This window comes from Enterococcus sp. DIV0167 (assembly GCF_050541555.1).
GTDB classification, from domain to species: domain Bacteria; phylum Bacillota; class Bacilli; order Lactobacillales; family Enterococcaceae; genus Enterococcus; species Enterococcus faecalis.
Map to the genome: position 1 here is coordinate 1796421 of NZ_CP172933.1, position 25845 is coordinate 1822265.

At 37.0% G+C, this 25845-nt stretch carries 20 protein-coding genes; 3 read left to right on the forward strand and 17 right to left on the reverse strand.

The genetic code is table 11. From position 1 onward, the window contains the following. Positions 1 to 54: 54 nt before the first annotated feature. Together IGM09_RS08660 and IGM09_RS08665 are read left to right on the forward strand one after the other, a co-directional pair. Complete coding sequence (locus tag IGM09_RS08660; protein WP_002359874.1) at positions 55 to 1782, forward strand: ABC transporter ATP-binding protein; 1728 nt, start codon at positions 55 to 57, stop codon at positions 1780 to 1782. Between the two features lie 52 nt (positions 1783 to 1834). Then, the gene (locus tag IGM09_RS08665; RefSeq protein ID WP_010729996.1) at positions 1835 to 3613 is read left to right on the forward strand and encodes an ABC transporter ATP-binding protein; all 1779 of its coding nucleotides are present in this window, start codon (positions 1835 to 1837) and stop codon (positions 3611 to 3613) included. A gap of 53 nt (positions 3614 to 3666) precedes the next feature. Here the strand turns inward: IGM09_RS08665 and trpS are convergent, their stop codons facing one another. The 10 genes from trpS to IGM09_RS08715 all read right to left on the reverse strand — a co-directional run bounded on the left by trpS (position 3667) and on the right by IGM09_RS08715 (position 16970). Then, positions 3667 to 4671 (reverse strand): tryptophan--tRNA ligase, encoded by a 1005-nt coding sequence (gene trpS, locus IGM09_RS08670; RefSeq protein WP_002356846.1) that lies wholly within the window; start codon positions 4669 to 4671, stop codon positions 3667 to 3669. Positions 4672 to 4832: 161 nt separating this feature from the next. Then, entirely contained in the window at positions 4833 to 8612 is a 3780-nt protein-coding gene (locus tag IGM09_RS08675; RefSeq protein WP_010775981.1) for an Ig-like domain-containing protein, read from the reverse strand. 10 nt (positions 8613 to 8622) lie between these two features. Beyond that, complete coding sequence (locus tag IGM09_RS08680; RefSeq protein ID WP_010775982.1) at positions 8623 to 9591, reverse strand: hypothetical protein; 969 nt, start codon at positions 9589 to 9591, stop codon at positions 8623 to 8625. Between the two features lie 100 nt (positions 9592 to 9691). Next, entirely contained in the window at positions 9692 to 10363 is a 672-nt protein-coding gene (locus tag IGM09_RS08685) for a hypothetical protein (RefSeq protein WP_002389950.1), read from the reverse strand. Positions 10364 to 10375: 12 nt separating this feature from the next. After that, entirely contained in the window at positions 10376 to 11293 is a 918-nt protein-coding gene (locus tag IGM09_RS08690; RefSeq protein ID WP_002383582.1) for a carbohydrate ABC transporter permease, read from the reverse strand. Then, a complete protein-coding gene (locus IGM09_RS08695) occupies positions 11266 to 12168 on the reverse strand; it encodes a carbohydrate ABC transporter permease (protein WP_002356840.1) in 903 nt (300 codons plus the stop codon). The genes IGM09_RS08690 and IGM09_RS08695 overlap by 28 nt, the downstream gene beginning before the upstream one ends. Positions 12169 to 12318: 150 nt before the next feature. After that, a complete protein-coding gene (locus tag IGM09_RS08700) occupies positions 12319 to 13596 on the reverse strand; it encodes an ABC transporter substrate-binding protein (RefSeq protein WP_002356838.1) in 1278 nt (425 codons plus the stop codon). Between the two features lie 49 nt (positions 13597 to 13645). Then, positions 13646 to 14788: a glycoside hydrolase family 88 protein gene (locus IGM09_RS08705; RefSeq protein WP_010713237.1), complete on the reverse strand. Its 1143-nt coding sequence runs from the start codon at positions 14786 to 14788 to the stop codon at positions 13646 to 13648. Positions 14789 to 14803: 15 nt separating this feature from the next. Further along, positions 14804 to 16603 (reverse strand): DUF2264 domain-containing protein, encoded by a 1800-nt coding sequence (locus tag IGM09_RS08710; protein ID WP_033625064.1) that lies wholly within the window; start codon positions 16601 to 16603, stop codon positions 14804 to 14806. After that, complete coding sequence (locus IGM09_RS08715) at positions 16584 to 16970, reverse strand: hypothetical protein (RefSeq protein ID WP_002356835.1); 387 nt, start codon at positions 16968 to 16970, stop codon at positions 16584 to 16586. The genes IGM09_RS08710 and IGM09_RS08715 overlap by 20 nt, the downstream gene beginning before the upstream one ends. A gap of 175 nt (positions 16971 to 17145) precedes the next feature. On the opposite strand from IGM09_RS08715, the gene IGM09_RS08720 reads away from it, so the two are divergent. Beyond that, positions 17146 to 18207 (forward strand): LacI family DNA-binding transcriptional regulator, encoded by a 1062-nt coding sequence (locus tag IGM09_RS08720; protein WP_002356832.1) that lies wholly within the window; start codon positions 17146 to 17148, stop codon positions 18205 to 18207. Between the two features lie 40 nt (positions 18208 to 18247). Here IGM09_RS08720 and IGM09_RS08725 read toward each other — a convergent pair whose 3' ends face one another. From IGM09_RS08725 to IGM09_RS08755, 7 genes are all read right to left on the reverse strand, one after another. Further along, positions 18248 to 19081: a hypothetical protein gene (locus tag IGM09_RS08725; protein ID WP_033625065.1), complete on the reverse strand. Its 834-nt coding sequence runs from the start codon at positions 19079 to 19081 to the stop codon at positions 18248 to 18250. A gap of 202 nt (positions 19082 to 19283) precedes the next feature. After that, the gene (locus IGM09_RS08730) at positions 19284 to 19607 is read right to left on the reverse strand and encodes a PTS sugar transporter subunit IIB (RefSeq protein WP_002374407.1); all 324 of its coding nucleotides are present in this window, start codon (positions 19605 to 19607) and stop codon (positions 19284 to 19286) included. Positions 19608 to 19616: 9 nt separating this feature from the next. Then, a complete protein-coding gene (locus IGM09_RS08735; protein WP_002356828.1) occupies positions 19617 to 21212 on the reverse strand; it encodes a solute:sodium symporter family transporter in 1596 nt (531 codons plus the stop codon). 23 nt (positions 21213 to 21235) lie between these two features. Next, positions 21236 to 22126, reverse strand: coding sequence for a myo-inosose-2 dehydratase (iolE, locus tag IGM09_RS08740; protein ID WP_010713234.1), 891 nt, complete (start codon positions 22124 to 22126; stop codon positions 21236 to 21238). Positions 22127 to 22147: 21 nt separating this feature from the next. After that, the gene (iolG, locus tag IGM09_RS08745; protein WP_002374396.1) at positions 22148 to 23167 is read right to left on the reverse strand and encodes an inositol 2-dehydrogenase; all 1020 of its coding nucleotides are present in this window, start codon (positions 23165 to 23167) and stop codon (positions 22148 to 22150) included. Between the two features lie 23 nt (positions 23168 to 23190). Next, a complete protein-coding gene (locus tag IGM09_RS08750; protein ID WP_002364407.1) occupies positions 23191 to 24198 on the reverse strand; it encodes a Gfo/Idh/MocA family protein in 1008 nt (335 codons plus the stop codon). A 173-nt stretch (positions 24199 to 24371) separates the two neighbouring features. After that, positions 24372 to 25829 (reverse strand): CoA-acylating methylmalonate-semialdehyde dehydrogenase, encoded by a 1458-nt coding sequence (locus IGM09_RS08755; protein ID WP_033625066.1) that lies wholly within the window; start codon positions 25827 to 25829, stop codon positions 24372 to 24374. Positions 25830 to 25845: the final 16 nt, after the last annotated feature.

Genomic DNA, 25845 nt, shown 5'->3' on the forward strand with positions numbered 1-25845 from the left:
TGTACAATGACTCTTTGTAACAGCTAAAACGGTATTGTTTAAGGAGGAAATTTCATGAAATTAATGAAAGAGTTTATTAAAGAAAATAAATGGATTGTTCTTGCGACAACTTTAACCATCTGTTTGCAAATCGCAGGAACCCTTGGCGTCCCTAAATTAGTTGGCAAGTTGATTGATGTGGGCATCGTTAGCGGTGACCAACAAGTAATTAAAACGATTGGCATACAAATGTTTCTTGTGGCATTCATTGGAACAATTGCCGCAATTATTTCTAGCTATTTGTCTGCTTTAGTAGCTGCTAAGTTTGGTTTTCAAGTTAGAGGATTGTTCTTTAAAAAATTTCAACAATTCTCGATGAAAAATGTTGATAAATTTGGTTCAAATTCTTTGCTAACTAGAATGACCAACGATGTAGACAATGTTCAAACAATGATTGTGCTGTTTTGCCAATTAATCTTTCCAGCGCCTATTATTAGTTTATTTGCCTTAGTGATGACATTTTCTTATTCAGTTTCACTCGCTTGGGTAACATTGGCTTCCATCGTATTTTACTTAGTCGTTGTTTATTTTTTAATGAAAAAAGGTACCCCTTTATCTTTAAAAATTCAACCAAAAATGGATCGAATTACTACGACTTTACGAGAGTTCTTTACTGGAATTAATATGATTCGTGCGTTCAATAATCAAGACTTTGAAGAGCAGCGAACCAATCAAACATTTAAAAATTATGCTGAACGCATGAGTAAAGTGAATCAAATCTTTGCTTGGATTACTCCCGTTGCCTTTTTATTAATGGGCGTTGTGTACGCCTCTATTTTGTGGTTTGGCGGTAATTTAGTTGCAGTAGGCACCCTACAAATTGGCACCGTTACAGCTGTGATTGAATATACGCTTCTAACTTTGGCCTACTTAATGATTGCGGCTATGGTATTAGTTGTCATTCCACGGTCCGTTGCTTCCTTGAATCGCTTGCAAGAAGTTTTGTCAGAAGAAATTGAAATTAGCGATCCTCATACTGAAGCAACCATTGCTTATCATCCTGAGAAAGCCTTGATTTGCTTCGATCACGTCACGTTTCAATACACAGAAACAGCTGATCCTGTTTTAGAAAATGTTAGTTTTGTCATCCCTAAAGGAAAAACAACGGCGATTGTTGGGGCAACTGGCGCTGGTAAAAGTACTTTAGTTAAGTTACTTTTACGAATAAATGAGGTCACAGCCGGCACGATTAGCTATTCTGGCACAGATATCCGCTCATTATCTCAGCAAACGATTCGCCAAGTCATCAGTTATGTGCCACAAAAAGCCTTTCTTTTCAGTGGGACAATCTTATCAAACTTATTAATGGGAAATGCCAAAGCAACTACAGAAGAAATAAGAACGGCACTAGAAATTTCACAATCTTCTGAATTTATCGATTCCTTACCACAAGGGATTGAAAGTTTCGTAGCACAAGGCGGGTCCAACTATTCTGGTGGTCAAAAACAAAGAATGTGTATTGCACGAGCCTTAATCAAACCGGCAGACGTTTATATTTTCGATGATAGCTTTTCCGCATTAGATTACAAAACTGACGCCGCTCTACGTGCCGCTTTACATGCACAAATGTCGGACAAAACTTTACTCATTGTTGCTCAACGGTTAAGTACAATCATGAACGCTGACAATATTATCGTCCTAGATGAAGGAAGGATTGTTGGTCAAGGCACCCACGCTGATTTACTTACCACTAATAGCTATTACCAAGACTTTGCTAAATCGCAAGGTATCTTACCCAAGTAACTAAAGAAAGGATGTGACTGCTTGAAAGAAAGTTTTCTTTTCAAGCCATACAATGAAAAAAACAATGAATCTTCAAAGCTTTAAACGTTTCTGGAAAATGATTAAACCTGAGCATCCAATCTTTTATGGTCTAATGATCTGCAGTTTAATTGGAAACTTATTAATTGTTGCCATGACCTATATTATGGCAATCGGGATTGATAACCTCTTAGAAGCTATCAAGCGTGTCGGGCTCAAAGGCATGACACTTCCTTTAGTTGAAGAAGCACTCTTAGGTCCCGTCTTACTTTTAATTCTCTTTTCAATCATTAGTAGTATCACTTCTTTTATTCAGGAACGAGCAATGGCTTCTTTAAGCGAACGGGTTACTTTAAGAATTAGAAAAGAAGTGACAAAAAAGTTTAAAACTTTACCAATGGCCTTCTTTGACAATCACCAAGTGGGCGATATCATTAGTCGTTCAACAACTGGCTTAAACCAATTGTCACAAGTTCTTTTAACAGGCATCAACCAATTTTTCACTTCCGTCGTGACTATCCTTTTTGCAGGAATCATGTTGTTCTATATTGATGCAAAATTAACCATTTTAGTGTTGCTCCTAATTGGCGGCAGTACTTTCATGACGACAAAAATCGCGAATAAAAACAAGGTGTTTGCTGATCAAAGTCAAGCTGAATTAGGTCAATTAAATAATAAGATGGAAGAATATTTAGCAGGAAATTTGGTCACAAAAACCTTTAATCAACAGCAAAATGCTGAAAAAACAATTGATGCTGTTAATCAACAACATTATCGTGCCTTTAAAAAAGCACAGTTTCTAAATTTTGCGATTTATCCAGCTATTCGTTTTATCAATCAGTTGGCTTTTATTATTAGTGCTATCTTCGGCGCAATGCTCGTTTTATCTGGTGGTATTACGATTGGTTTCTTGCAAGCATATTTGCAATATATCAACCAAATTTCTGAGCCGATTTCTACCGCTTCTTATGTCATTAACTCAATTCAAGCAGCGATGGCTTCCATTGATCGGATTTTTGTTATCTTAGATGAAGCTGATGAACAGCCAGAAGCAACTCATTTAGAAACTATTTCTTCTCCTAAAGGAGCCATTGAATTTAAAAATGTTCAATTTGGCTACACACCAGAAAAAATTTTAATGAAAAATGTTGATTTTTCTGTTCAACCGAAAAAAACAGTGGCCATTGTGGGACCCACCGGCGCTGGTAAAACAACATTAGTTAACTTATTAATGCGTTTCTATGAAATAAATCAAGGCGCCATTACTTTTGATGGGATTGATATTACGAAACTTTCTCGACAAAATCTAAGAAATTTATTTGGCATGGTTTTACAAAACACTTGGCTATTTGAAGGAACCGTAGCAGATAATATTGCCTATGGAAAAAAAGATGCTTCTCGTGAAGAAATAATTGAAGCAGCTAAAATTGCTCAATGTGATCATTTTATTCGGACCCTTCCTCAAGGATATGACACAATTATTTCTAGCGAAAATGGTGCATTATCACAAGGGCAACAACAGTTATTAACCATCGCCCGAATCATTTTAGCAAATCCGCCCGTTGTTATTCTCGATGAAGCAACTTCGAGTGTGGACACACGAACAGAAGCCCATATTCAAAAAGCGATGGAAACTGTCACAGAAAATCGAACAAGCTTCGTTATCGCTCATCGATTATCTACGATTGAAAATGCTGATTTAATTTTAGTGATGAAAAATGGCGATATTATTGAAAAAGGAACGCATCAGGAACTATTACAAGCTCCGACTCTTTACGCCAGCTTATATAATAGTCAATTTCAAACCACTTAAAAAGAACTGGAACAAGTCATTCTTCTTTTGACTTGTTCCAGTTCTTTTATTGCTTAGAAATATTGAATTCCCATCGCTTTTTTGACTTCTGTTAAGGTTTGTGCTGCCACTTTTTCAGCAGCAAGACTTCCTTTATGCAACATTTCCATAATCGCTTCTGGATTTTTAGCCAGCTCTTCACGACGTCGACGAATCGGTGCGAGTTCTTCTTCTAGGACATCAATTAAGTAACGTTTAATTTTCACATCTCCTAAACCGCCATGACGATAGTGCTCTTTTAATTCTTCAATATATTCTTTCTCTTTCCCAAAGACATCCAAGTAAGTAAAGACCATATTTCCTTCAACTTGTCCTGGGTCCTCTATACGAATATGATTTGGATCGGTATACATACTCATTACTTTTTTCTGTACCACTTCAGCTGGATCTGAAAGATAAATACCATTGCCTAAAGACTTACTCATTTTTCCGTTTCCATCAATTCCTGGCAAGCGTCCCATGCCTTTTGGTGGTAACACAGCTTCCGGTCTAACTAAAACTTCACCGTACGTCTGATTAAAACTATGCACAATTTCTTGCGCTTGTTCCAACATTGGTTTTTGGTCTTCCCCAACTGGGACTAAGTTCGCTTGAAAGGCAGTAATATCAGCAGCTTGTGAAACGGGATAAATAAAGAATCCTGTCGGAACACCTTCCCCAAATTTTTTTTGCTCAATTTCTGCTTTGACCGTTGGATTCCGACGTACACGTGACGTGGTCACTAAATTTAGATAGTACATTGTTAATTCAGCTAACTGTGGAATTTGCGATTGGATAAAAATTGTTGTTTTCGTAGGGTCTAAACCAACTGCTAAATAGTCCAAAGCAACTTCTAAAACATTGGCTGAAACTTTTTCGGGATTTTTTGCATTATCTGTCAATGCTTGTAAATCTGCAATCATGACAAATAATTGATTTGTAGGGTCTGCTTGCATTTCTACTCGTTTTTTTAAGGAACCTACGTAATGTCCTAGGTGCAATTTACCAGTTGGACGATCACCTGTTAAGATAGTATTCATTGTCTACACACCTTTATCGTTTACTTTCATTTATTATTTTACCTTGTTTTAAAAAGAATGAATAGTAGGCAATAGAATATTTATTGATTCTAGATAATCGAAGAGACTAGAAAGATTGCAAGGTACAGCAATTCTTGTTCCAGTCTCTTCAAACAGTTTATTTATTTTGTGACTTTAATTGAAAATTGTGCAGTCACTATCGGCAAAACTTTGCTTGTTACTTTGATTTGATAATTTCCTGCAGCAGTCGTTGCTTCTGTCCTAATCAGACCGTTTTCATCTACACTTACTGTATTGCTAGCATCTGGTGTAACCAACTCATACGTGACTTGCGAGCTCCAAGCATCCGTTTCTGTGTGCGGCGCTTGACCAATCACTTTAGATTGAATTTGATAATTTTCGCCTGATTTTATAGTAGCTGTTTCTGTAGCAAATTGAATTCTTTCAGGAATCGCATGAGTTTGCACGACTTGGAAGATTTTTCGTTCATCGGGATTCGCAATTCCTATTTTTTCTTCTACTGCAGCAGGGAACTGGTAAGTACCTGGCGGGCTACTTGGCGAATAATTACTAACATCGTCATCCCAAGAAATAACCTTCAATTTCGTTTCGCTACCATCATCTAATTTTGCAATTACTTCAGTTGGCAAATTCAGTTCGCCTCGCGAGGTGCCTGTTAGGCGATCCAGCGTAGGCAATTCCTTGAATCCAACAATATGTTTAGCGGTGACTTTTACATTGGCAATAATTGGCATTGAGACACCTGCTGCTCGTCCTACAACAGTGAATGTTCCTTCTTTTTGATAAGAAGATGCTGGAACTTCTGACCAATTGACAGTCACTTCTCGTTGTGAACCATCCGAATAAAAAATAGTTGTTTTTTCTGGTAGATTAGGGGCTTGACCCGCTTCTGTCGTGACCTCAATCGACTCATGTTTGACTTCGAAAACATTCGATAAAACAATTTTAGGAGCTAAACTATCCTCTGTTAGCTGTTGACCAGTTGGCAAGGTCAATTTGCCTGCTAAAAAGTCTTGATAGGCCTTTTGTGCGCCTTCTTTTGAAAAAGCATCAAACCCAGCATTATCAGAATCATAACCAGGCAAACGACTGTCTGTAATCGCTAATAAGAAACTTAACTTGGCTGGAATTGTCTCACCACTTTGAATTAGCTTTCGTAGATAGTTACTAATATCAATAGAGATTGTATTTTGATTATTCATAATTGAACTATTTGTAAAAGATTGTCGAGCAATAAATTCTTCATTTGGTACATTTAAATTATTTGGACCATTATTCCAAGTAATGGTGTTACTCATCCAATTAGTATCTGTTCCATAAACATCTACTTGGAACTGCGTATTTTTCAAACGTTCATCATTTGTATTGCCAGCACCATTCCACGCATCATAACGCATCACATTTAGTTCTAAATTGGCACTTTTTAGTGATTGATAGTTCTTCAATTCTTGTGTATCAATTTCAACGTAAATCCGGCGATTATACCCTGCAGAACTAGCATTTTTTAATTTTAATGCGTAATTGCCCGTATAGTTTACTCCATAAGGATATTTATAGGCGTCTCCTGAACTAATGGCAGCGGTACCGCCTGCTATAGCAGAGTATGCTCGGTTACCATCACTCTTTTGAACATAGGCAGTTTGAGCTGTTTTTAGTTTAACGGTGTCTTTTCCTTCACCAAGTTCACCCTCAAAAGAGACCTTGGCTGTTACTTTGACAGCATCTATCGGTAAGCCGATAACTGTTGCTGCAACTTCAACTGTGCCTGCTGTATTAATTTTTTCTTGAGGGATTGCTTCCCATTGTAACTTAAATTCTTTTTTGCCTGTCGCAACCACTTCTTCATTAACGACTTCTTCGTACGTTAATTCAACTTGCTCTGGCAAATTAGGATACACACCTGTTGCCGAACTAATTTCTAACACTTGATTTTGATAACGAATACTTTTTTCAATTGTGGATGCTTGTTGCGCACCAATATCTAAAACTTTATTTTTCAAGCTATTTCCAAAGAAGTCTTCGGCCGCACTGTTCACTTCCGACAAGCCTTTACCAATCGCTGGCGAGGTTTCTTTTAATTGGAACATTTGTGCTCGCTGACGTAAGCGTTCTTTGGAAGTAAATTCAACCACATTATCTTTTGTTGGTTTCAATGTCGTAAATTCTTGCTCTGCCAACTCTTTCACTTTTTCAGGGTTATCTGTGATTTCTAATTGTGGTTTTTCAAAAATGTTTCCACTTGATACTAATTTTTCAACAGTTGCACCACTTTTTTCTGTAGCAATTTCTTTTGGCCAAATAACATTATTTTTGAAATATTTTTCTGGATTATCGACCATTTTACGTTCAATTGGTTGTGTCCCATTTGTTGGATAATTAGATAAGAATTTTAATTGTCCGGTACCTTCTTTGTATAAAATATTATTGTAAAAATTGGCTACTGTACCACTGTTGTCAGAACTATTTCCTTCACCAAATAATGACGTTGAAATGCCGTCGCCAACATAAATCGTATTATTGTGGATAGTTGGCATTGCCGCTCCATCATTTTTCACCCAATAATGGAAAATGCTTTGTTCTTTATAATTGTAGCCACCAGCTCCGCCTGGATTGTCTTTACCTGTTCCTCGGTTACCACCGCCGTCATTAGCTGAGATATTGTAACGAATAACCGAATTTTTTTGATCAGACATAAGCAATAAAAAGCCGCCAGTATTATGATGTGAATAGTTATATTGATAAATAACATTGTTTGACTGCATGTCCACATCATAAGCTTCGGCATCGTTAAATCCATATTTGATTCCGTATACTTCGTTATATTGGAACAGTCCGTCATCTACAGACATTGCCCAAACGCCCGCGTAATTTTGTGTACCATAATCGGCATTGCACATTCGGACAGCAACATTTCCTTCGACGACACCGCCACTTTTGGCTTCTGACAAGACAATCCCGTCGCCAGCAATATCTTCTAAATAGTTATTACGAATCGTAATATTAGAAAACGTTTTGTAGAAAGTGTTGCCTCTTGAGGTATCTGAATCAGCTTTTGTTCGAATTCCTTCAAGTCCCACTCGTTGAATCACATTATTTTCAATCAAAATATCATTAAATCCAGTCGTTGTTCGATGATCATTAGCTGCCGTTACTACATTGCCATTCTCATCAAACCAACTTCCTAAAACAATAATTCCACCTACCGCTTTTAATCGTTTGGTTGCAGTATTCCCACTTAGATTCAAATAATATTCTGTTTGAACATCATGAACATAGTTATTCCTTATCGTGACACTATTGAACGTTCGATTTTGTTCATATCCTAGGACTAATATCCCCGCTCTTTGAGCATCTCCTGGTTTCTTATAGCCTTCGAGATTATCTAGCTCTGGTGTATTTGTCACTTCTAAGTTTGAAATATCCCAATATTCTTGGTTCACTAACTGCACGGCCCCTGAGATTGCACGTTTGAAAGTCCCTGTGCTGTAGGTGCCACCACCGTTAATAATCGGACGCCGTGTGGTTTCAAAAATGGTTTCTCCTTTGTCATTCGTATCATAAAAATCAATGACAATCTTTTGTGCCGCTGTCCCATTCCCTTTTGGATGTAACAATTGGTTATTCCAGGTACTTTGCGCATTCAGCAAAAGATGGTCGCCTGGCTGAAACTCCGTCTGATTCACTTTTTCAAAATCACGCCAAGCACTGGCTGGAGACTGCCCATCATTGGCATTATTTCCTCCTTCCCCATCCACATAGTAGGTCGTTCCATTTTGAGCGACACCTACTGAACGAAAAAGTAACGGTTGATCACTCACTGTTTCCCCATAAGCAGGAAGACTAAATAATTGAAGCTGGGAAAAAACAAGCAAAATAGAAAGGAAAATGGTTACACTTTTAAAATACGCTTTTTTTCTCATTTTCTGCTCCTTAACTGTTTTTATTTTGATAATTTTGAAAAAACTTTTCTCTGTCTTTCTCCAACAAGTCTACTTTGGTTGCTTGTTGATACGTAGCTAATTTCTCTTTGTAGCATGTGTTGATATAGGCATTTTTGCCAAATTGTGGTGCTTCTTCAAACTGTAAAAGTTGCCCTCCTTCCTTATTAAAAATATAAAAGTATTGGTTTTCGTGGTATCCTTTCACCACGGTACCAACAGCTTTTTCACTAAGAATCTCCCCAACAGACAACGAATAAATATCCTCTTTTTGGATTTCTGCACTCTTCAATTGATACGATGCAATAACAAGATTAGGTAATTTATTTTGCCATTCCAATAACGTCTCCTCATAAGATAGATTCGGAGAGATTGCTTCGGCTATTTTTTCTAATTCTGCTTGCTTACCTGAAAAATTTGGAATTTCAATTGCTTCAATAAAGTAATCGGTCTTTTTATATTTATCATCCAATTGCTCAAAGGCCTGCCGCAATTCTTTTTGCGTTGGCTTTTCTTTCTCCATTAATTTCTCTTTTATTTGGTCCTGTAATTGTTGATCTTTTGCATCTAAAAATTGCCAGAGCGTTAAACTGCTCTTTTGGTCTTGCCATTCTTTTTTTTCTTGCCCAAATGTTTGTGAGTGGGCTATTTCTAACTCCGTCGCCAGCTGTTTAATCATTTTATGTTGTACTAAATCCTTCGTTGCAACCTTCAGTAGTTCCTGAGTGGGTGATTTTCCGTTATACGTTTTGCGCCAGAAATTTTTCCCAAACGAAGTTAAATTATTCTGATCAGAGAATTGCTTCGCTACACGATTCATATTTTTATCGCCATAAACAATTAATTCTTCGACTTGGATTGCTTCGTTATTAATCATACTTTGCTGGCTGGTAGTAAAAATAACGAGCACAAAAATAGCACCTATCAAAAAGCTACTTAAAATAATTATTTTTTTCTTCATTCGTTCGCTCCCTCCACTTTAATAAACAAGGCAAGAACAAAATAAGCAACCCCACCTTCATTCATTTTCCTGAAAATCGAGATTACTTATTAGGTAAAAATTATTTATTCTTTTTTTGCTTTTCATGCAATTTCCCAGTATTTAAATAAATAATCCCTAGGAACAGGACAGGGGTTACAACAAACCCAAACTGTGGCTTCAAAAACATCATTGCAAACATTGAGAATAGTAAAAAAACATTTAGACAGCTGACATACCATTTCCGCAGTCCATAGTAAATTGAAATCCGAAACACATCTTTAAAAGAAGCTTGCGGGTTTCGTACTTGAAAATACCAAGCATTCAGCATAATAGCTAACCCAAAAATTAGCAGAAGGACCATCAATGGAATAAACCATTTACCAATCGTTGTTTTGGCAAAAAAGAATATATCTGTCACACTGATGATGCTACTTCCTAAGCCTAGCAAGCTGATAAGAAAGCCTCTTAACCCAAACTGACGAAACTTTTGGAAAAAAGTTTTAAATGGATCCAGCTCCTTTTCTTCTTTAAAAGTATCGATTAAACCTAAAAGTGCAATCATCCCTGCCCCCATCGGCAACAACGTTACTACAAAAAGTGGGAGGTTTCGTGGATCAATGTCTAAGCTAATCACCGCTATGAAAAAAGGAATGTTCACTAAGAGAAGCCCTAGATTACCGATAAATAAAATGTAAAGCCAGCGAAAAATTTTCATATAGATATTATTATCAAAGGTTTGCTTAGTAAACATTCAAACTTCCTCCTAATTCTTCATTCCAGATGTAGCAATACCTTCAACAAAGTATTTTTGCATTGCTAAAAAGACAATCCCTACTGGTAAAATAGAAACCACTGATGCGGCCATGATTAAGGCATATTCAGCATCAAATAAACCGACGAACATTTTCAAACCTAACTGAATCGTTTTATTCTCAGTAGAAGATAAATAAATGAAAGGTCCCATATAGTCATTCCATGTATTCACAAAAGTAATAATCGTGAGACTAGCTAAAGCTGGTTTGGTTAATGGTAAAATAATTTTCCAATAAATTCCCCACTCACTTAACCCATCAATCCGCGCGCTTTCACATAGTGAATCTGGAATACTGCTGTAATATTGTTTCAGTAAAAAGACCCCAAATGCATTAAATGCTTGTAATAAAACAAGTGACCATAACGTGTCAGTCAAACCTAATTGACGCATCATAATAAATTGTGGAATCATATACGATTGCCAAGGAATAGCAATTGTTGCGATGTACGTAATAAAAAGTGTATCTCTTCCTCTAAAATTCATTTTTGAAAAGCCATATGCTGCAAAACTTGAAGTAAATAGTTGAATAATCGTAATCACAATACTTAAAAATAACGTATTTTTAAAGAAAGTTAACAATGGAATGCGTTCCCAAATAACGGAATAGTTTTCTGGATGCCAACTTTTAGGAATCCATTGAATTGGAATGGTGAAAACTTCATTGTTTGTTTTAAATGATGCTGAAACCATCCAAATGAAAGGCACCAAAGTAATTAACGCAAGTAAAGTTAAGAGAATGATTACAAGGATCCCACCAGGTGTGACTTTTTCTGCTTTTTTCGTTTTTGCTTTTCGAGTATTTTCTTTTTTTGAAAAAGTTGCTTCCATCTTTTCTCCTCCTAAACTTTCTCTTGATGTTGATTCCATTTAAATTGAGCCACAGTAATCGCTAGAACGATGATGAATAAGACCATCGCAATGGCTGATGCATAACCAAAATTAAATTTGACAAAGGCTTCATTGTAAATTTCGTAAACTAACACATTCGTTGCACGTCCTGGTCCACCACCAGTCATAACTTGAACTAAGTCAAACACTTTGAAACAGTTAATTACAAGCATGATAGTCACGAAAAAGGTCGTTGGTCGTAGTGAAGGTAAGGTAACATTTAAAAATTGATTCCATTTACCCGCGCCATCCATTGACGCTGCTTCATATAATTCTCTTGGCACACTTTGTAAACCAGCTAAATACAAAATCATATAATACCCCATAAAGCGCCACACACTAACGATGATAATTGCTGGTAAAGCCCAAGTAGAACTAGATGTCCAGCCAGGAGGATTTTCAATAAATAATTTCAAAAATTGATTAATTGGTCCCATCGTTGGATGAAATAGCATATTCCAAACGACCGCAATCGCAACTAATGACGTTACATAAGGAAAGAAAAAAGCCGTTCTAAAAAATTTCATCCCTCTAATTTTACGATTCAACAAAATCGCTAGTCCTAATGAGCAAATCAATGTTAACGGAACAACACCAATCGTATAGATAAACGTTTGTTTTAACGAAATCCAAAACGTATCATCATGAATCATTTTGGTGAAATTTTTCATTCCGACAAATTCAGGAGTTGAAAAAGAATCCCAACTCATAAAAGCTAAAATCAGTGAACAGATAACCGGGATTAAAGTGAAGAGGAAAAAGCCAATAAAGTTTGGTGCGATAAAAGATAACGCAGTCCACGTATTTTTTCGTCTCAATTTATTTGCTGTTTTTGTTTTTGAAGTAATTTCCATAATTGTATTCTGTTAAGTGAACTTAACAGGCCCTCCTTCCAAACTCAAGCTACATTCTTTATTTAAAAAAATAAGCTGAAATTCATTGTAGGTTACTCATTTCAGCTTATTTTTTTCATCAATCTTTTGTGTTTTTGCTGGAAATAATAATTAGTCTATCTCTGCTTTGACACGTTTTTCCATGTTAGCAATACCATCTTTTGGTTTTTCGTCGCCGACCATAATTAAATCATGTTCTTCTTGTAATACTTTATCAATTGCGGCACCGTTTTTATCAGATGGGAATTCTAAATTAATTGTATCTGGGTTAAAGGCTTTTTGTGAGACTTCATCTGAAGGCATTCCTTTTCTTGCAAAGTAGATTTTGTCAATTTCATCTGTTTTATAAGAAGGAACCACCCCTACTTCTGCTAAAAGTTTTGCACCTTCTTTACCTGAAGCAAAGTCTAAGAATTTTTGAGCAGCTTTTTGTTTTTTACTGTTTTTATTAATTGCAAAACTTGTCGGTGAGCCAAAGGTAGTTGCTTTGCCTTTTTCTTGTTGTGGTATTTCGGCAATCCCCCATTCGACATTTGTTTTGCCATCATCAATGTTGGTTAATAAAGTCCCCATGTACCAGCTACCCATGTACATCATCGCCGCTTTTGAATTTTCAAATTGTGATTGATACGTTACTTTTGTTGATTTTGCTGTTCCAAAATCCATTTGTGATTGATCTTTTTGCATTCTCAATGCGCGATCATAATAAGTTTCCATATAATTGTATTTCGGTTCAATCAAATTGGCATTATTTTGAGCAGCAGCAATCGCTTGAACGGTTGAGCGCCAAGTATGTTGATAGGCACCATATACTTGTTCTTCTGGTTTAGATAATTTTTTCGCTAACGCTTCATATTCGTCCCAAGTTAAGTTATCGGGATAGGCAATTCCGGCTTCATCAAACATTTTTTTATTGTAATACAATACCCAGAAATCTGTACGGTAAGGCTGAGCATAGGTTTTACCATCGATTTCATACATCTCGTAACTTGCTTTGGCAGGTGCGATATCTAAATCTTTAACGTGATCGGTTAAATCCACCAATTGATTGCGTAGCGCGTAATTAGAATATGAAAGTAAGTTTTTCATGGTTAAAATATCCGTCGTATCTCCTGATGAAAGCATCGTTGTTACTTTTGTGTCATAATCATCTGAAGCAATGTCCACCGGTTCAATAGTGATATCAGGATTTTCCGCTTCAAAAGCTCTGAATAATTTCTCAAATTCTGGGGTCGTGTCATAATTCCAAGTAGTTACTGTTAATTTTGTTTTGCCATCTTCACTCTTTTCAGTTGCTTTCTTTTCACTTGAACCACCACATGCTGTTAAAGTTACTGCCGCCACCGCTAACAACGCTGCCGCTGTTAAGCCTTTTTTCCAAAATTTCATTTGTACTACCTCCGCTATTTATTATTTTTTAGGAGTTTTCCTCCATGAATTACCAAAAAGAATACCAGCTTTTCGCTAAACGAGTTAACGCTTCCAAATAAAAGTAGTCGCCCCAAATCATGCATTCATCGACTCCTGTATTTGTTTTTTTATCATAGACACCATGAAGCATTAGGCCGTTCGACTCTGGTCGTAAAACCGTTGTATACTTTTCCGCTAATGCTTGTAATAGTTCTAGCGCAACCTTTTCATAATAGCCATGTTTTTCATCATTTAATGGAAGCTGACGAGATAATTCTAGTAAGCCACATGCAGCAATTGCAGCAGATGAGCTATCACGTTCTTCTTCACTCCCTTCATTGAAAATTAAATCCCAGTAACAGATTTTGTCTTCTGGTAATTCTTGAATAAAGTAATCAGCAACATTTTTTGCTGTTTCCAGAAAACTACTATCTCCTGTATATAAATAACTTAACGTAAAGCCGTAAATTCCCCAGGCTTGGCCGCGAGCCCAACAAGAATCATCTGAGTATCCTTGCTGTGTCTTTCCGTACAAGGCTTCGCCTGTTTCCGTATCAAAATAATACGTATGGAACGTGGTGTGATTTTCTCGCACAATATATTTTTGTGTTTGTTTCGCATGATTGTAGGCAGCTTCATAATACTCTTGCTTGCCAGTCATTTTTGCTGCAAAGTATAATAATGGTAAGTTCATTAAACAATCAATAATCATTCTACCTCGTTGCTCTGGATCGTCTAAATTCCCCCAAGCTTGAATAATCTTGGCTTTTGGTGAATAACGTTTCATTAATAAGTCCGCAGCTTGCAAGGCCATTTCTTTTGAGGCCTCATGACCATTGACTTGATAATCGGCAATGGCTGTTAAAATATACAAAAAGCCTATATCATGTGTCTCCAGCTCAATTTGTTCATCTAAGCGATGTTGAAAAGAAGCCATCTGTGTGGCAATCACCTCATCGAACTCTGTTGAATTTGTTAATTCCTTTGCTAAAAATAACATTCCTGGCCAAAAGCTGGCCGTCCAGTCAATATTTTCTTCAGGATAATAAATTTGATTTAAACTTGCCGCGGGTGGAACTAATTCTTTAAATGTCTCTAAATTTCCTCGAACTTTGTTTAAAGCAAAACTGATTTGCTTCGGCAACCACTCAATCTGTCCATTTTCTGTCATTGTGTATTTCTCCCCCTAATTCCCCAAAATTACAACTTTTTCTTCAACTAAAAGCTGATTTTCTTTTAACCTAACTTTAACTGGCTCAATTTGTTCATTCGGTAGTACGCCTGTCACCAATGAAATTAAAAGATGTTTCCCTTTCGACAAGTTTGCTTTCAAATATGGCAACTCCGTTAACGGATAAAGTAAATTTGTATTCGGTTCTGTTCGAATAATCGCAGCTTCAGAAAAGCCGTTGATATTTTCTACTTTTGACACACCTTTTGCATTTTTTACCTCAGCCATTTGATCAGAAACGCAAGTGACCTTTTCATCGAAGAGCGGGATTGAGAAGCCACCTTCATAAGCCACTAATGCACGTTGTGTCTCAATTTCGTGGATCCGTAAATGTTGGCCTTCTAATGGTACAATTGTCGTTTTGATTGCTACATCGGACCAAGGATGCCATTGATGAATGATACGATCATCAAGAATTTCGTACTGATCATCTAATCCTTTCGTGCGGAAATAATGGTCGTCTTCAGCTAAAGCCAAGCAATTATCATAAGCACCTTCGTAATACCAATAATCACTCTTTATAGTACTGAAACCAAAATGGGAAGAATAAACAAATTTACTATATTTATCATGCGCATGAGCTTGATAATTAATAAATTGTCCCGCTGGAAACATTAAACCATGTGTCCCTGCATCATTTACTTGATAGTAGTTCCGACTTTCTGGTGAAGGTAAGTGTTTTTCTGGAAAGCTAATAGGCTGTGTTTCTACTTGCCAATAAGGATGATCTTTTGGAACCGCTAACAAAATGAATGTTTTAAAGGCCCAATAAGGTGAACCAGGACCATTATAGCCTTCGGCAAAGACCATATTTTGATAATCATAACCTACCGACAATAATCCATCTGTTGTAAAAATATCTTTGTTCATCCATTGATGAAGATGTCGGCTGATTAGACCTTTGATCTCACCCCACGGCAATGCTTCAACATCTGCAAAAACTAAGGCACTAAAAAATGACACTTGAGCAAAACGATACGTTAAGCTACGTCCAAAGGGAATCGCTTCTCCTGGCTGAGTAAACCAATATTTAAACTCTTGCGCGAACAAAGTTGCTCGTTCCTTCATAATAGCCACTCTTGCGGTATCTTCCGGGGCAAAACGACAATACAATAAACTATAATAATGAATAGCGAAAGAAACATAATAATCAACTTGTGTCTCGACTCCGTCATAATACCAACCATTACCGACATAAAAACGATCAATTACAGCCAAATCAACAGCGATCTGTTCTTTTGAATACGGCATTTCACAATGTTTCATCGCTAAATTCAGCAACACTCTAAAGAAATGCCAATTATTTGGCGGAATAATGTTTTCATTGGCTTGTATCAGCCAACTGTGTAAATTATTTTGCTGTTCTTTTGTTAGCTGGTCCCACGTTTTTTCTTTGTTTAACAAAAGAAATGTACTTAATGCTGCCATCTCAACAATCAATTGATCATAATCTTTTGTTTTTCCCCAATAAGATGAACTCTCAGGATCGGTGCCTTCGATAATTCCCGTTAGAAAGTCATTCAAATATTCACTTTCATTTTGCGTTACATAAGGACCTAGTCCCCATAATGGTCGTAAAAATGCCTCCGCATCACGTGTTCCTTTAGAATAAACTGTCCCGTGTGTCCCTAAATCCAGATGACCTTGATATTCTCGATCAAAAAACAATTCCAGTGGCGCTAATAAATCTTCAAATCCTTCTGCAACTTCTTCGTATGTTTCAAAAGGATTCTGTCTAATTCGTGGCTGAATCATGATTCTCCTCACTTTCAATTAATGTCCCTTTCAAAAAGCCGTAATATTCTCCGTAAACTGTCACTTCGTCACCAATTTTCAATTTTTTCTTTTGCTCATTAAAAACTTGATATTTACTAGAACCACTTTTCAAAATAAAACGATCACCTTTTTTTATTAAACTGGAACGACTGTCACTCTCAACAATCTCCCCTTTCAAAGAAATATATTCATTTAAACGAACGTCACCATTTTGTAATTCTGTTTCTGAATAAGACTGTGCCGTTTCCTTTAGATTTTGAAGAGATTCTTCATCAAATTCTTTTTCACCGGATTTACAACCTGTTAAAGCAAGTAAAATTAGTAAAAAAAGTGAAAATCTTTTCACTAAACCACCTTCTCCATCGAATTAAAGCGCTTTCTTTGACTTTATAGTATATTTTTTTAGTCAAAAAATCAATAGTTTTTGCTAAAAAAAAGTAAAAAAAGCTTTTTCTTGCTTTTTTTTACTAAAAAGAAATATACTATATGCTATAATAGTACTTGAGAAGGAGGCATTTAGAATGGCAACTATCACAGATATCGCAAAAGTCGCGAATGTTTCAATTTCAACTGTATCGCGAGTTCTGAACTATGATCCAAACTTATCCGTTACAGAGGAAACCAAGCGAAAAATTTTTGAAGCAGCAGAAACCCTGAATTATACGAAATATAAAACTAAAAATAAAAACAAACAGCAGGAGCAACTGACACCTAACCTTTCCGTACAAACAGCTCCGCAAGAGCCTTCGATTGCCGTCGTTCAGTGGCGTTCAGATGACGAAGAACTAACGGATATTTACTATATGTCGATTCGTTTAGGCGCTGAAAAACGGGCCGAAGAGTTAGGTTACAATATTCTAAAAGTTTCTCAATTGGAACAACATAACCTTCAAGGGATTGATGGCATTTTGGCAATTGGCAAATTCACTCAAAAGACGTTACAAGAGTTGCAGCAACTGCATCCAAACCTTTGTGTAATTGGCAGTAATTTCCCACTGGAAGAATTTGATTCTGTAAATACTGATTTTTATCAAGCAACCGAGATTGCCTTAACCCATCTTTTGGAATTGGGCCACGAAAAAATTGCCTTTATTGGTGCCGAAGAAAGCGAAAATATGTATGGTTTCCGTCGTTATAAAACGCCGACAACCAATGCTTATCTTGACATTATGCAGCATTATCACTTGTTTAACGAAGATTATTTTATCTTAAAAGAAAATGGCATGTTGGATGTCAAAACGGGGGAACAATTGACAGAAGAAGCGTTAGAGAAATGGGGAAATGATTTACCTACTGCGATTCTTGCTTATAACGACGCCTTTGCAATCGGTGTGATACATACGTTAGCCGCACACGGTATAAAGGTTCCTGAAGAAATTAGTGTCATGGGGATCAATGATATCTCTATTTCTCAATATGTCTCACCACCGCTATCCTCTGTCCATGCCTTTACTGAAGAAATGGGCGAGACAGGCATTAATTTATTGCACAAACGAATTCAAATGCCTAGCATTCCTCGTAGAGTCCTGTTAAACACAGAATTGGTTGTCCGCCAATCGACAACTAGCCCACGCCAGAAATAAAAAATAAGGACCGCTCCTATAAAGGAACCGTCCTTATTTTTTATTTGTTTTGACCAAATAATTCAATTTGTGTTAATGCTGGAAATGGTGATGGTTCATCTGCTTGAATTAACTCTGTTAGTATCACCCACTCCGCTGCCCGTTTCGCAAAGGTAAAGCTCTGGCGTTGCTCAGTCTTAACAGTTTTAAAAACTTCATGTGTACCGTCGGAAAATTCTAAAGTCACTTGTTGCCAATAATTATCATGGGGAAAGTCCGCTCGTAATGTTAAGATCACTTTATCCAACAAGACTTCACGCCCAAATTCAATTTTTAATGCGGCATCTAATTGCTGATTAATCCCCCATGATTGATAAGGATACGGCCCATGATAAAGATTAGCAAAGGTACCGTCAATCGCATTGCAAGCAAAAAAAGTGGCATCATTTCGCGTTTCCACGTTGGCAGATGCATGAGGATACGCACCAGTAAAATGTTGTAAATCATGTGGATTTAACGCCCAATTACGATAACTCTTAATTTCTTCTTTAGTGGCAATACGCACACTTATATAAGGTTTCTTGGTTTCAAAACGATACGCTGCTCGCGCTTCGATAGCGTTTTCATTTTTTATGATTGGAAACGTCCATTTTTGTTCTGGAACATAAATCAAACTGCTATCAAGCGTAGCATCTAACTTCACCATTAAATAAGTATTGGGCGTATCTAAACAAACTTGAATCACATCGCCGTCTTGTAATTGACAATCCCGAGCAGCTAAACAAACAAAATCTTTTCCTGTAATAGTTAACTCTTTCAAAGAATCTGAATCATCTATCTTAGCTTTTCTAACTTCTTGTTCTTGATTTAAAATCGATAATGAAATACACGTCATATGCTTCCCTCCTAGTTTTACCTTTATTATATATTATTTTAGTAAATTAATCTATTTTTTACTAAAATAATGACTTTAGCTTTATTTCTATAAAAGCATTTGATATTCACTATAAAACGTAAGATTTTGATTCTGCTCTTTTTGAACACAATAAAAAAGCAAGACATCAACCAAAGTTGACTGATGTCCCACTCTCTAAATCTTACTTTTCGATACTTGCGAGTATCTTCTCTGTGTTCATATAACGAAAATCTTCTTGATCGATAAAAACAACCTGCCCCTGACAGCCTTCTAAATATTTTTCCACTTTTTCTTTGACACGAGCGACTTGTGGGGTCAACATTAACACATCATACTCTTTATAACCAAGTTTTTCCTCAATCCGACAAACAGGTGCATAATCTAAATCATAAGATAACTCTTTTTCCCTAATTGCTTCAAGTAATTTTGAAACTAACAGCGATGCACTAATTCCTGTCTCACAAATAATCAATATGTTTTTGCTCATAAACCTCTCCTCATTCATGAAATATTTTTATCTAGCAAATCCAATTGGTGAAAATGCTGCATAGGTTAGGATAACCACGACAACTAATATACTTGCGACAAGTTTTGTATGTTTCCAAGGTTCAATATTTACTTTCGTATCAAAAGAATTTAAAACAAATTCGCCATCTGGTTTTATTTTAGAAACCACTATTAAAATAAGAATATCTAAGAAGAAGAGCAGGCTTAAGACATATAAAAAATGGATATCTTTCAAAAACACTTTTGACAGCGCATACAAAACAATGTGGATAGCAATTGTCATTTTTGCTCCAAAAGCAGTTGCTTTTTTGGAATAAAATGCAAAAAGTATAATCACTAACAACGGCATATTGTATAATCCATTAAACTCTTGAACAAATTGATACAATCCAGCTGGTGCAAAAGAAATAAACGGTGCAACGATAATCGAAATAATCCCTACAATAACTGTAACTGTTTTTCCCGCACGAGCAATTTGTTTGTCATCTGCTTTCTTATTGATAATTGGTTTGTAAAAATCTAGCGAAAATAGAGTGGAGGTTGCATTTAAAGCCCCCGCAAAGGAAGATAAAATTGCTCCAAAAATAACTGCAGCAAAAATGCCGAAAAGCATTTTTGGTAAAACTTCAGTTACTAAATATGGATATGCGTTATCAGGATTGGACATCAACGCATCCCCAAAAAGATTTCTTGCAACAATTCCTGGAAATACTAAGAATAAAGCACCAAACACTTTGAAAATCCCCACTAAAAAAGCCCCTTTTTGTGCTTCTGCTAAATTTTTTCCTGAAAGTGCTTTTTGAACAATCATCTGATTGGTACACCAGAAATACAAATTATTAAACAACATCCCTGTAAATAATGTTGGCCATGGTACAACAGCAGAATCAATTGCACCTACAGAGTTCAGTAACCATGGTGTGTTTTCAACAACCTGTTCAATCCCACCAATAAAACTGCCATCACCCAGTTTCATTAAACCTAGTATTGGAACCAACAAACCACAAACCAATAAACCAACGCCATAAATCGAATCGCTATTGGCACTTAAAGATAGGCCGCCAATCAGCAGATAAAGAATCCCAACAATACCAATCACCATCGCCACAAGAATGATTGCGACGATAGGTTCGACACCCAGCAGCTCATCAATATGAAAAATCTTATTGAATACTAGTGACCCAGAATAAAGAACTACTGGTAAAAAAGAAATCATATAGGTAACAATAAACAAGATTGAAATAATTCGTTTTGTAACTGTATCATAACGAATTTCAATGAAATCTGAAACCGTATTAATACCGTATTTAAAATATTTTGGTAAAAAAATGACTGCCAATGCGACAATTGCAATTGCAGCAGTTACTTCCCAAGCCATTACTTCCATTCCTGCATGATAGCTTTGACCGTTTTGTCCAACAATTTGCTCTGTGGATAGGTTGGTCATAATAATTGTCCCAGCAATCGGTAAGGCTGTTAAGCTTCGGCCACCCATGAAGAAACCTTCTGATCCAGAAGTATCTACACTTCTGGATCGAGAATAGGCAAAAATCCATACGCAGATGACAATTACTAGGAAACTGATTATTGAAAATAGATTCATTGTCTAGCTCCTTCTCGATTAGATTAAAGATCGGTGACCTTTCGGATATAGTTTCGTGCTTTGACGGCATATTCAAACGGATTGGCTTTGGCCGGATCTTGTTCCGCTTCAACCACAATCCAACCTTCATAGCCACTCTCTTCGATTGCTGACCAAATTGGTTTGAAATCAATCATACCATCCCCAGGGACTGTAAAGACGCCTTTTTTCACGGCCTTTAAGAAGCTATCTTCTTCTGTTCTAACTTTCTCTGCCATTTGTTGGCGAATATCTTTGAAGTGAATGTGTTTAATCCGGTCTTGATAGCGCTGATAGATTGCGATTGGATCTTCTCCTGAGAAGACAAGATGGCCAGTGTCAAACAATAATTTAACTTTTGTCGGATCCGTCATTTTCATTAATCGATCGATTTCTTCAGTCGTTTGGACTCCTGTCCCCATATGGTGATGGTAAACAATCTCCATACCTTTTTCATGTGCCAAGTCCCCTAGTTTTTCTAATCCTTCAGCTAGTTTTTGCCATTCTTCATCAGAAAAAATTGGTTTCTCATTAAAAACAGGAGCCGTCATAATTCCTTGTATGCTGTGTCCTTGTTCAGCCACAACAATAACCTTAGCATCCATTGCATGTAAAAAATCTCGATGTTTTTTGAAGTCTTCCGCGGTTTCTTCGAAAGGTTTTGTTGTTAAAAATGTACTAAACCAGGCACTCGCTACTTTTAGTCCACGAATATCTAAATATTGTTTTAAAACCTGTGGATCTTTTGGATACTTGTTGCCAATTTCCGTACCTGTGAATCCAGCCAGCGCCATCTCACTAACGCATTGTTCAAACGTATTTTCGCTTCCTAGCTCTGGCATATCATCATTTGTCCATGCAATCGGCGCAATAGCTAGTTGAATTTGTTTCGCCATTATGTCACTCTCCTACTTCATTTATAGTTGTACCAAACGATTCGTATCAAATGATTCTTGACAAGCTAATGCAATTTTTGTTGATTGTAAACCATCTTCTGCATTAACTGCTGGTTGACGTTTTTCTTGAATACAGGAAATAAATTCTTGTGCTTCTCGAATGAACGCTTCTCTAAATCTTTCTGGAAAGTTTTGAGAGCAAGGTCGCACAACCCCTTGATTATTCATAACAGTCACTAAATTTTTTTCAGGTACTTGCGCTACTCGTAACATCCCTTTGGTGCCCATAATTTCTGTTTCGACATGGTAACCATGTGCAGCATTTCTTCCAGCAACTAGTAAAGCCATTGTTTTATCTTTAAGACTCATCATAGCTGCTCCGGTTTCCAATTCACCGACTTGATCTAATTCTGGATATGCAGCATTTTTACCAATTGCCCAAACTTGTTCTACCTCTTGACCAGTAAACCAACGAACCAAATCAATATCGTGAATCGCCATATCTAGAAATAAACCGCCACTATCATTGTTCATTGCAAACTTAACGAAGCTTTCCAGCCCATCACTCGGATCAATTCCATAACAACGGATTAACGTGACTTCCCCGATTTCCCCATCTTCTACCATTTTTTTGGCATACTGATAAGATTCATCGTAACGGCGCATGAAACCTAACATAAATACTTGCTCGGGATATTTTCCAATAACCTCTTGTGTCTTTTTTATGTCCTCAATTTCAATTCCCAATGGTTTTTCAGTAAATACGTGTTTCCCATTTTCCATAGCTAAACGGACTTGTTCACAGTGGAATCCTGAAGGTGAAACAATAAAAACGGCATCAATTACAGCGCTTTGAACCATTTTTTCATAACTAGAAAACGTATACTTAACACCTAACTCCTTCTGTGCAAATGCTAATTCTGATTCAACTAAACTACAGGCGGCCGTAAGCTCACAGCCACTAACAGCAGAAGATAAATTTTTTGCGTGTACCTTGCCTAATCTACCTAGTCCTACGATTCCTACTCTAATATTTTCCACAAAACCCCTCCTTTTTTTAAGAATTATTTGGTATATAACGCTGGTTGTTCATCTATTTCAATCATTACTTTTTCCCCTGACTCACGAGACTCATGACAAGCCATCATTGTGATTGCTGCCACGTAGCCATCCCAAGCAGTTGGACCAACAAGTTTATCGTTTTTAATTGAATCAACCCATAACTTAAATTCGTAATCATACGCATCTAAAAAACGCGTTTGCCAGTCGGGCGAAATTGGTGTGTAATTTTTCTCCGCAGCTTTAATTTTGGTATAGGCTGGATCCGTCATTCCGACTTCTGCCGTTTCAAAAACTACGTCACACTTAATATCGTAGCCAAAACGACAATTAACAAAAATTTCTAAATCAATTGTTACACCTGATTTCGTCTGGAAAATCAGTAATTGAGGATCATGTAAATCTGCATGTGTATGGCTGGTTTTCTTTGGTAAAATCATTTGCACTGAGGCATAATCTTCGGCTAATAGCCAACGAAGAACATCAATTTCATGGATTGCAGTATTACTGATTGCCATTGGCGTCTTATAATTTTCATCAGCGCTTGGATTTCTATGCGCACAATGGAGCATCAGAGCTTCACCATACTGTTTTGATTCAATTGCTTCTTTCAACTCAATGTAGCCACGATCGTATCGACGCATGAAGCCCACCTGTACCAATTTTTTACCATAAGCGACTTCTGCATCTACAATTCGGCGACATCCTGCGGCATCCATTGCTAATGGTTTTTCGCAGAATACGTATTTTCCATGCTTGATTGCTTCCAAGACATATTTTTCGTGTGTTGGGTCCCAGGAAGTAACAACAACAACTTCCACTTCTTCAGAAGCAATTAATTCTTCGCCTGTTTTGAAAAATTGAGCCCCAATCTCCTCAGCAATTTTACTTGCCGCTTCAACATTAATATCTGATACTGCTGTTACAAAAGCGCCTTGTGTCTTGTGATTAATTCTGTTAATATGTTCGATTCCAATCGCCCCTGTACCAATTACGCCTACTTTTACTTTCAATTATTTGTCCTCCGATTTCTTTATTTTATGCGTATTGTGTATACGCTTACAATTTTATTTAGTCAATCATTATTTTCAGAAAGTCATGTCTTATATTTGTACTAATAAAAGATACTTTCACCGCTTTAATCATAGAATCTTCGAAGCTCCTTTGACAGAGCTTCGAAGTAAAACTAGTTTATTTCGCTAGGAGCGTATCGAGCGGTCACAACTTTTCGATGTGTATAAAATTCTACACTGTCTTTTCCATTGGCGTGTAAGTCACCATAGAAAGAGTGTTTCCAGCCGGAAAAAGCAAACCAAGCCATTGGTGCTGGTACACCTAAGTTGATGCCTAACATTCCTGCATCAACATTCTCTCTAAAGTAACGGATAGCTGAAGCATTACTCGTATAGAGACATGAACCGTTAGCAAATTCTGATTGATTGGTCAGTGTAACTGCTGCTTCTAGATTTTTCACTCGAACAATTGAGGCAACGGGTGCAAAAATTTCATCTTGCCAAATCTTCATGTCCATCGTGACACGATCAAAGATCGTAGGTCCCACGAAGTAGCCTTTTTCAGGAATATTTTCACGGCCATCTAACAATAAGTCCGCTCCTTCATCAATACCTTTTTGAATGTAATCAAATGTTCGTTGCTGCGCCTCTTTTCGAATCACGGGGCCTAAAAAGACTCCTTCTTCCAGACCATTTCCAATTTTTATCGTCTGTGCTGTAGCCTTAAATTTTTCAACGAATTGATCTGCAATAGTTTCTTCTACAACGATCACCGAAGCGGCCATACAGCGTTCACCGGCTGATCCAAAAGAGCCACCGATAATGTCTTTTACTGCACGATCAAGGTTGGCATCTTTTAAAACGATGACATGATTTTTTGCGCCAGTTAATGCCTGGACTCGTTTCAGATTTTTTGTTCCTTCTTTATAGACATATTCACCAACATTTTTTGAACCTACAAAGCTAATTCCTTTTACTAATGGATCACGCAATAAAGTATTAACAACATCGTGTGCCCCATAGACAACATTAAAGACGCCACTTGGAAATCCTGCTTCTTCTATTAATTCAACAATTTTTTCCATCAATAATGGCGTTTTTTCGGAAGGCTTCAGCACCACCGTATTCCCTGCTGCTAACGCCATTGGGAAAATCCAAAACGGTACCATCATCGGAAAATTGAAAGGAGTAATTCCCCCAACAACACCGATGGGATAACGGTAATTGGTAATTTCAATATCTGTAGCCGCTGTGGATAGAGAATCACCCATTATTAAATTCGTAATGCCCGATGCATGCTCGACATTTTCAATCCCTCGCTGAACCTCACCTAATGATTCTGACAAAGATTTTCCATTTTCAAGCGTAATTAATCGTGCTAGCTCTTCTTTATTCGTCATCAATAAATGATGCAATTTGAAAAGATAGCGGCCACGAACTGGAACACTTACTTTTTTCCATGTTTGAAAAGCCTCATCCGCTACTCTGATTGCTTCTGCAGTTTCTGCTTCACTAGATAATGGAACATTTACTAATGCTTCTTCTGTTGCCGGATTGACCACTTCTTCAAATTCAGTGGCTGCACTTGTTACCCAGCGGCCACCTATATAATTCTTTAAAAATCGAGTCATTTATTTTCCTCCTAAA

What these genes read in the sequence shown, in the direction of transcription:
- IGM09_RS08730 (WP_002374407.1), bottom strand. Translation starts at nt 19,607, where the DNA reads ATGAATGAGGAGAGGTTTATGAGCAAAAACATATTGATTATTTGTGAG.
- trpS (WP_002356846.1), bottom strand. Translation starts at nt 4,671, where the DNA reads ATGAATACTATCTTAACAGGTGATCGTCCAACTGGTAAATTGCACCTA.
- IGM09_RS08690 (WP_002383582.1), bottom strand. Translation starts at nt 11,293, where the DNA reads ATGGAATCAACATCAAGAGAAAGTTTAGGAGGAGAAAAGATGGAAGCA.
- IGM09_RS08675 (WP_010775981.1), bottom strand. Translation starts at nt 8,612, where the DNA reads ATGAGAAAAAAAGCGTATTTTAAAAGTGTAACCATTTTCCTTTCTATT.
- IGM09_RS08705 (WP_010713237.1), bottom strand. Translation starts at nt 14,788, where the DNA reads ATGACAGAAAATGGACAGATTGAGTGGTTGCCGAAGCAAATCAGTTTT.
- IGM09_RS08710 (WP_033625064.1), bottom strand. Translation starts at nt 16,603, where the DNA reads ATGATTCAGCCACGAATTAGACAGAATCCTTTTGAAACATACGAAGAA.
- IGM09_RS08720 (WP_002356832.1), top strand. Translation starts at nt 17,146, where the DNA reads ATGGCAACTATCACAGATATCGCAAAAGTCGCGAATGTTTCAATTTCA.
- IGM09_RS08665 (WP_010729996.1), top strand. Translation starts at nt 1,835, where the DNA reads ATGAAAAAAACAATGAATCTTCAAAGCTTTAAACGTTTCTGGAAAATG.
- IGM09_RS08735 (WP_002356828.1), bottom strand. Translation starts at nt 21,212, where the DNA reads ATGAATCTATTTTCAATAATCAGTTTCCTAGTAATTGTCATCTGCGTA.
- IGM09_RS08660 (WP_002359874.1), top strand. Translation starts at nt 55, where the DNA reads ATGAAATTAATGAAAGAGTTTATTAAAGAAAATAAATGGATTGTTCTT.
- IGM09_RS08755 (WP_033625066.1), bottom strand. Translation starts at nt 25,829, where the DNA reads ATGACTCGATTTTTAAAGAATTATATAGGTGGCCGCTGGGTAACAAGT.
- IGM09_RS08700 (WP_002356838.1), bottom strand. Translation starts at nt 13,596, where the DNA reads ATGAAATTTTGGAAAAAAGGCTTAACAGCGGCAGCGTTGTTAGCGGTG.
- IGM09_RS08680 (WP_010775982.1), bottom strand. Translation starts at nt 9,591, where the DNA reads ATGAAGAAAAAAATAATTATTTTAAGTAGCTTTTTGATAGGTGCTATT.
- IGM09_RS08685 (WP_002389950.1), bottom strand. Translation starts at nt 10,363, where the DNA reads ATGTTTACTAAGCAAACCTTTGATAATAATATCTATATGAAAATTTTT.
- IGM09_RS08725 (WP_033625065.1), bottom strand. Translation starts at nt 19,081, where the DNA reads ATGACGTGTATTTCATTATCGATTTTAAATCAAGAACAAGAAGTTAGA.
- IGM09_RS08695 (WP_002356840.1), bottom strand. Translation starts at nt 12,168, where the DNA reads ATGGAAATTACTTCAAAAACAAAAACAGCAAATAAATTGAGACGAAAA.
- iolE (WP_010713234.1), bottom strand. Translation starts at nt 22,126, where the DNA reads ATGGCGAAACAAATTCAACTAGCTATTGCGCCGATTGCATGGACAAAT.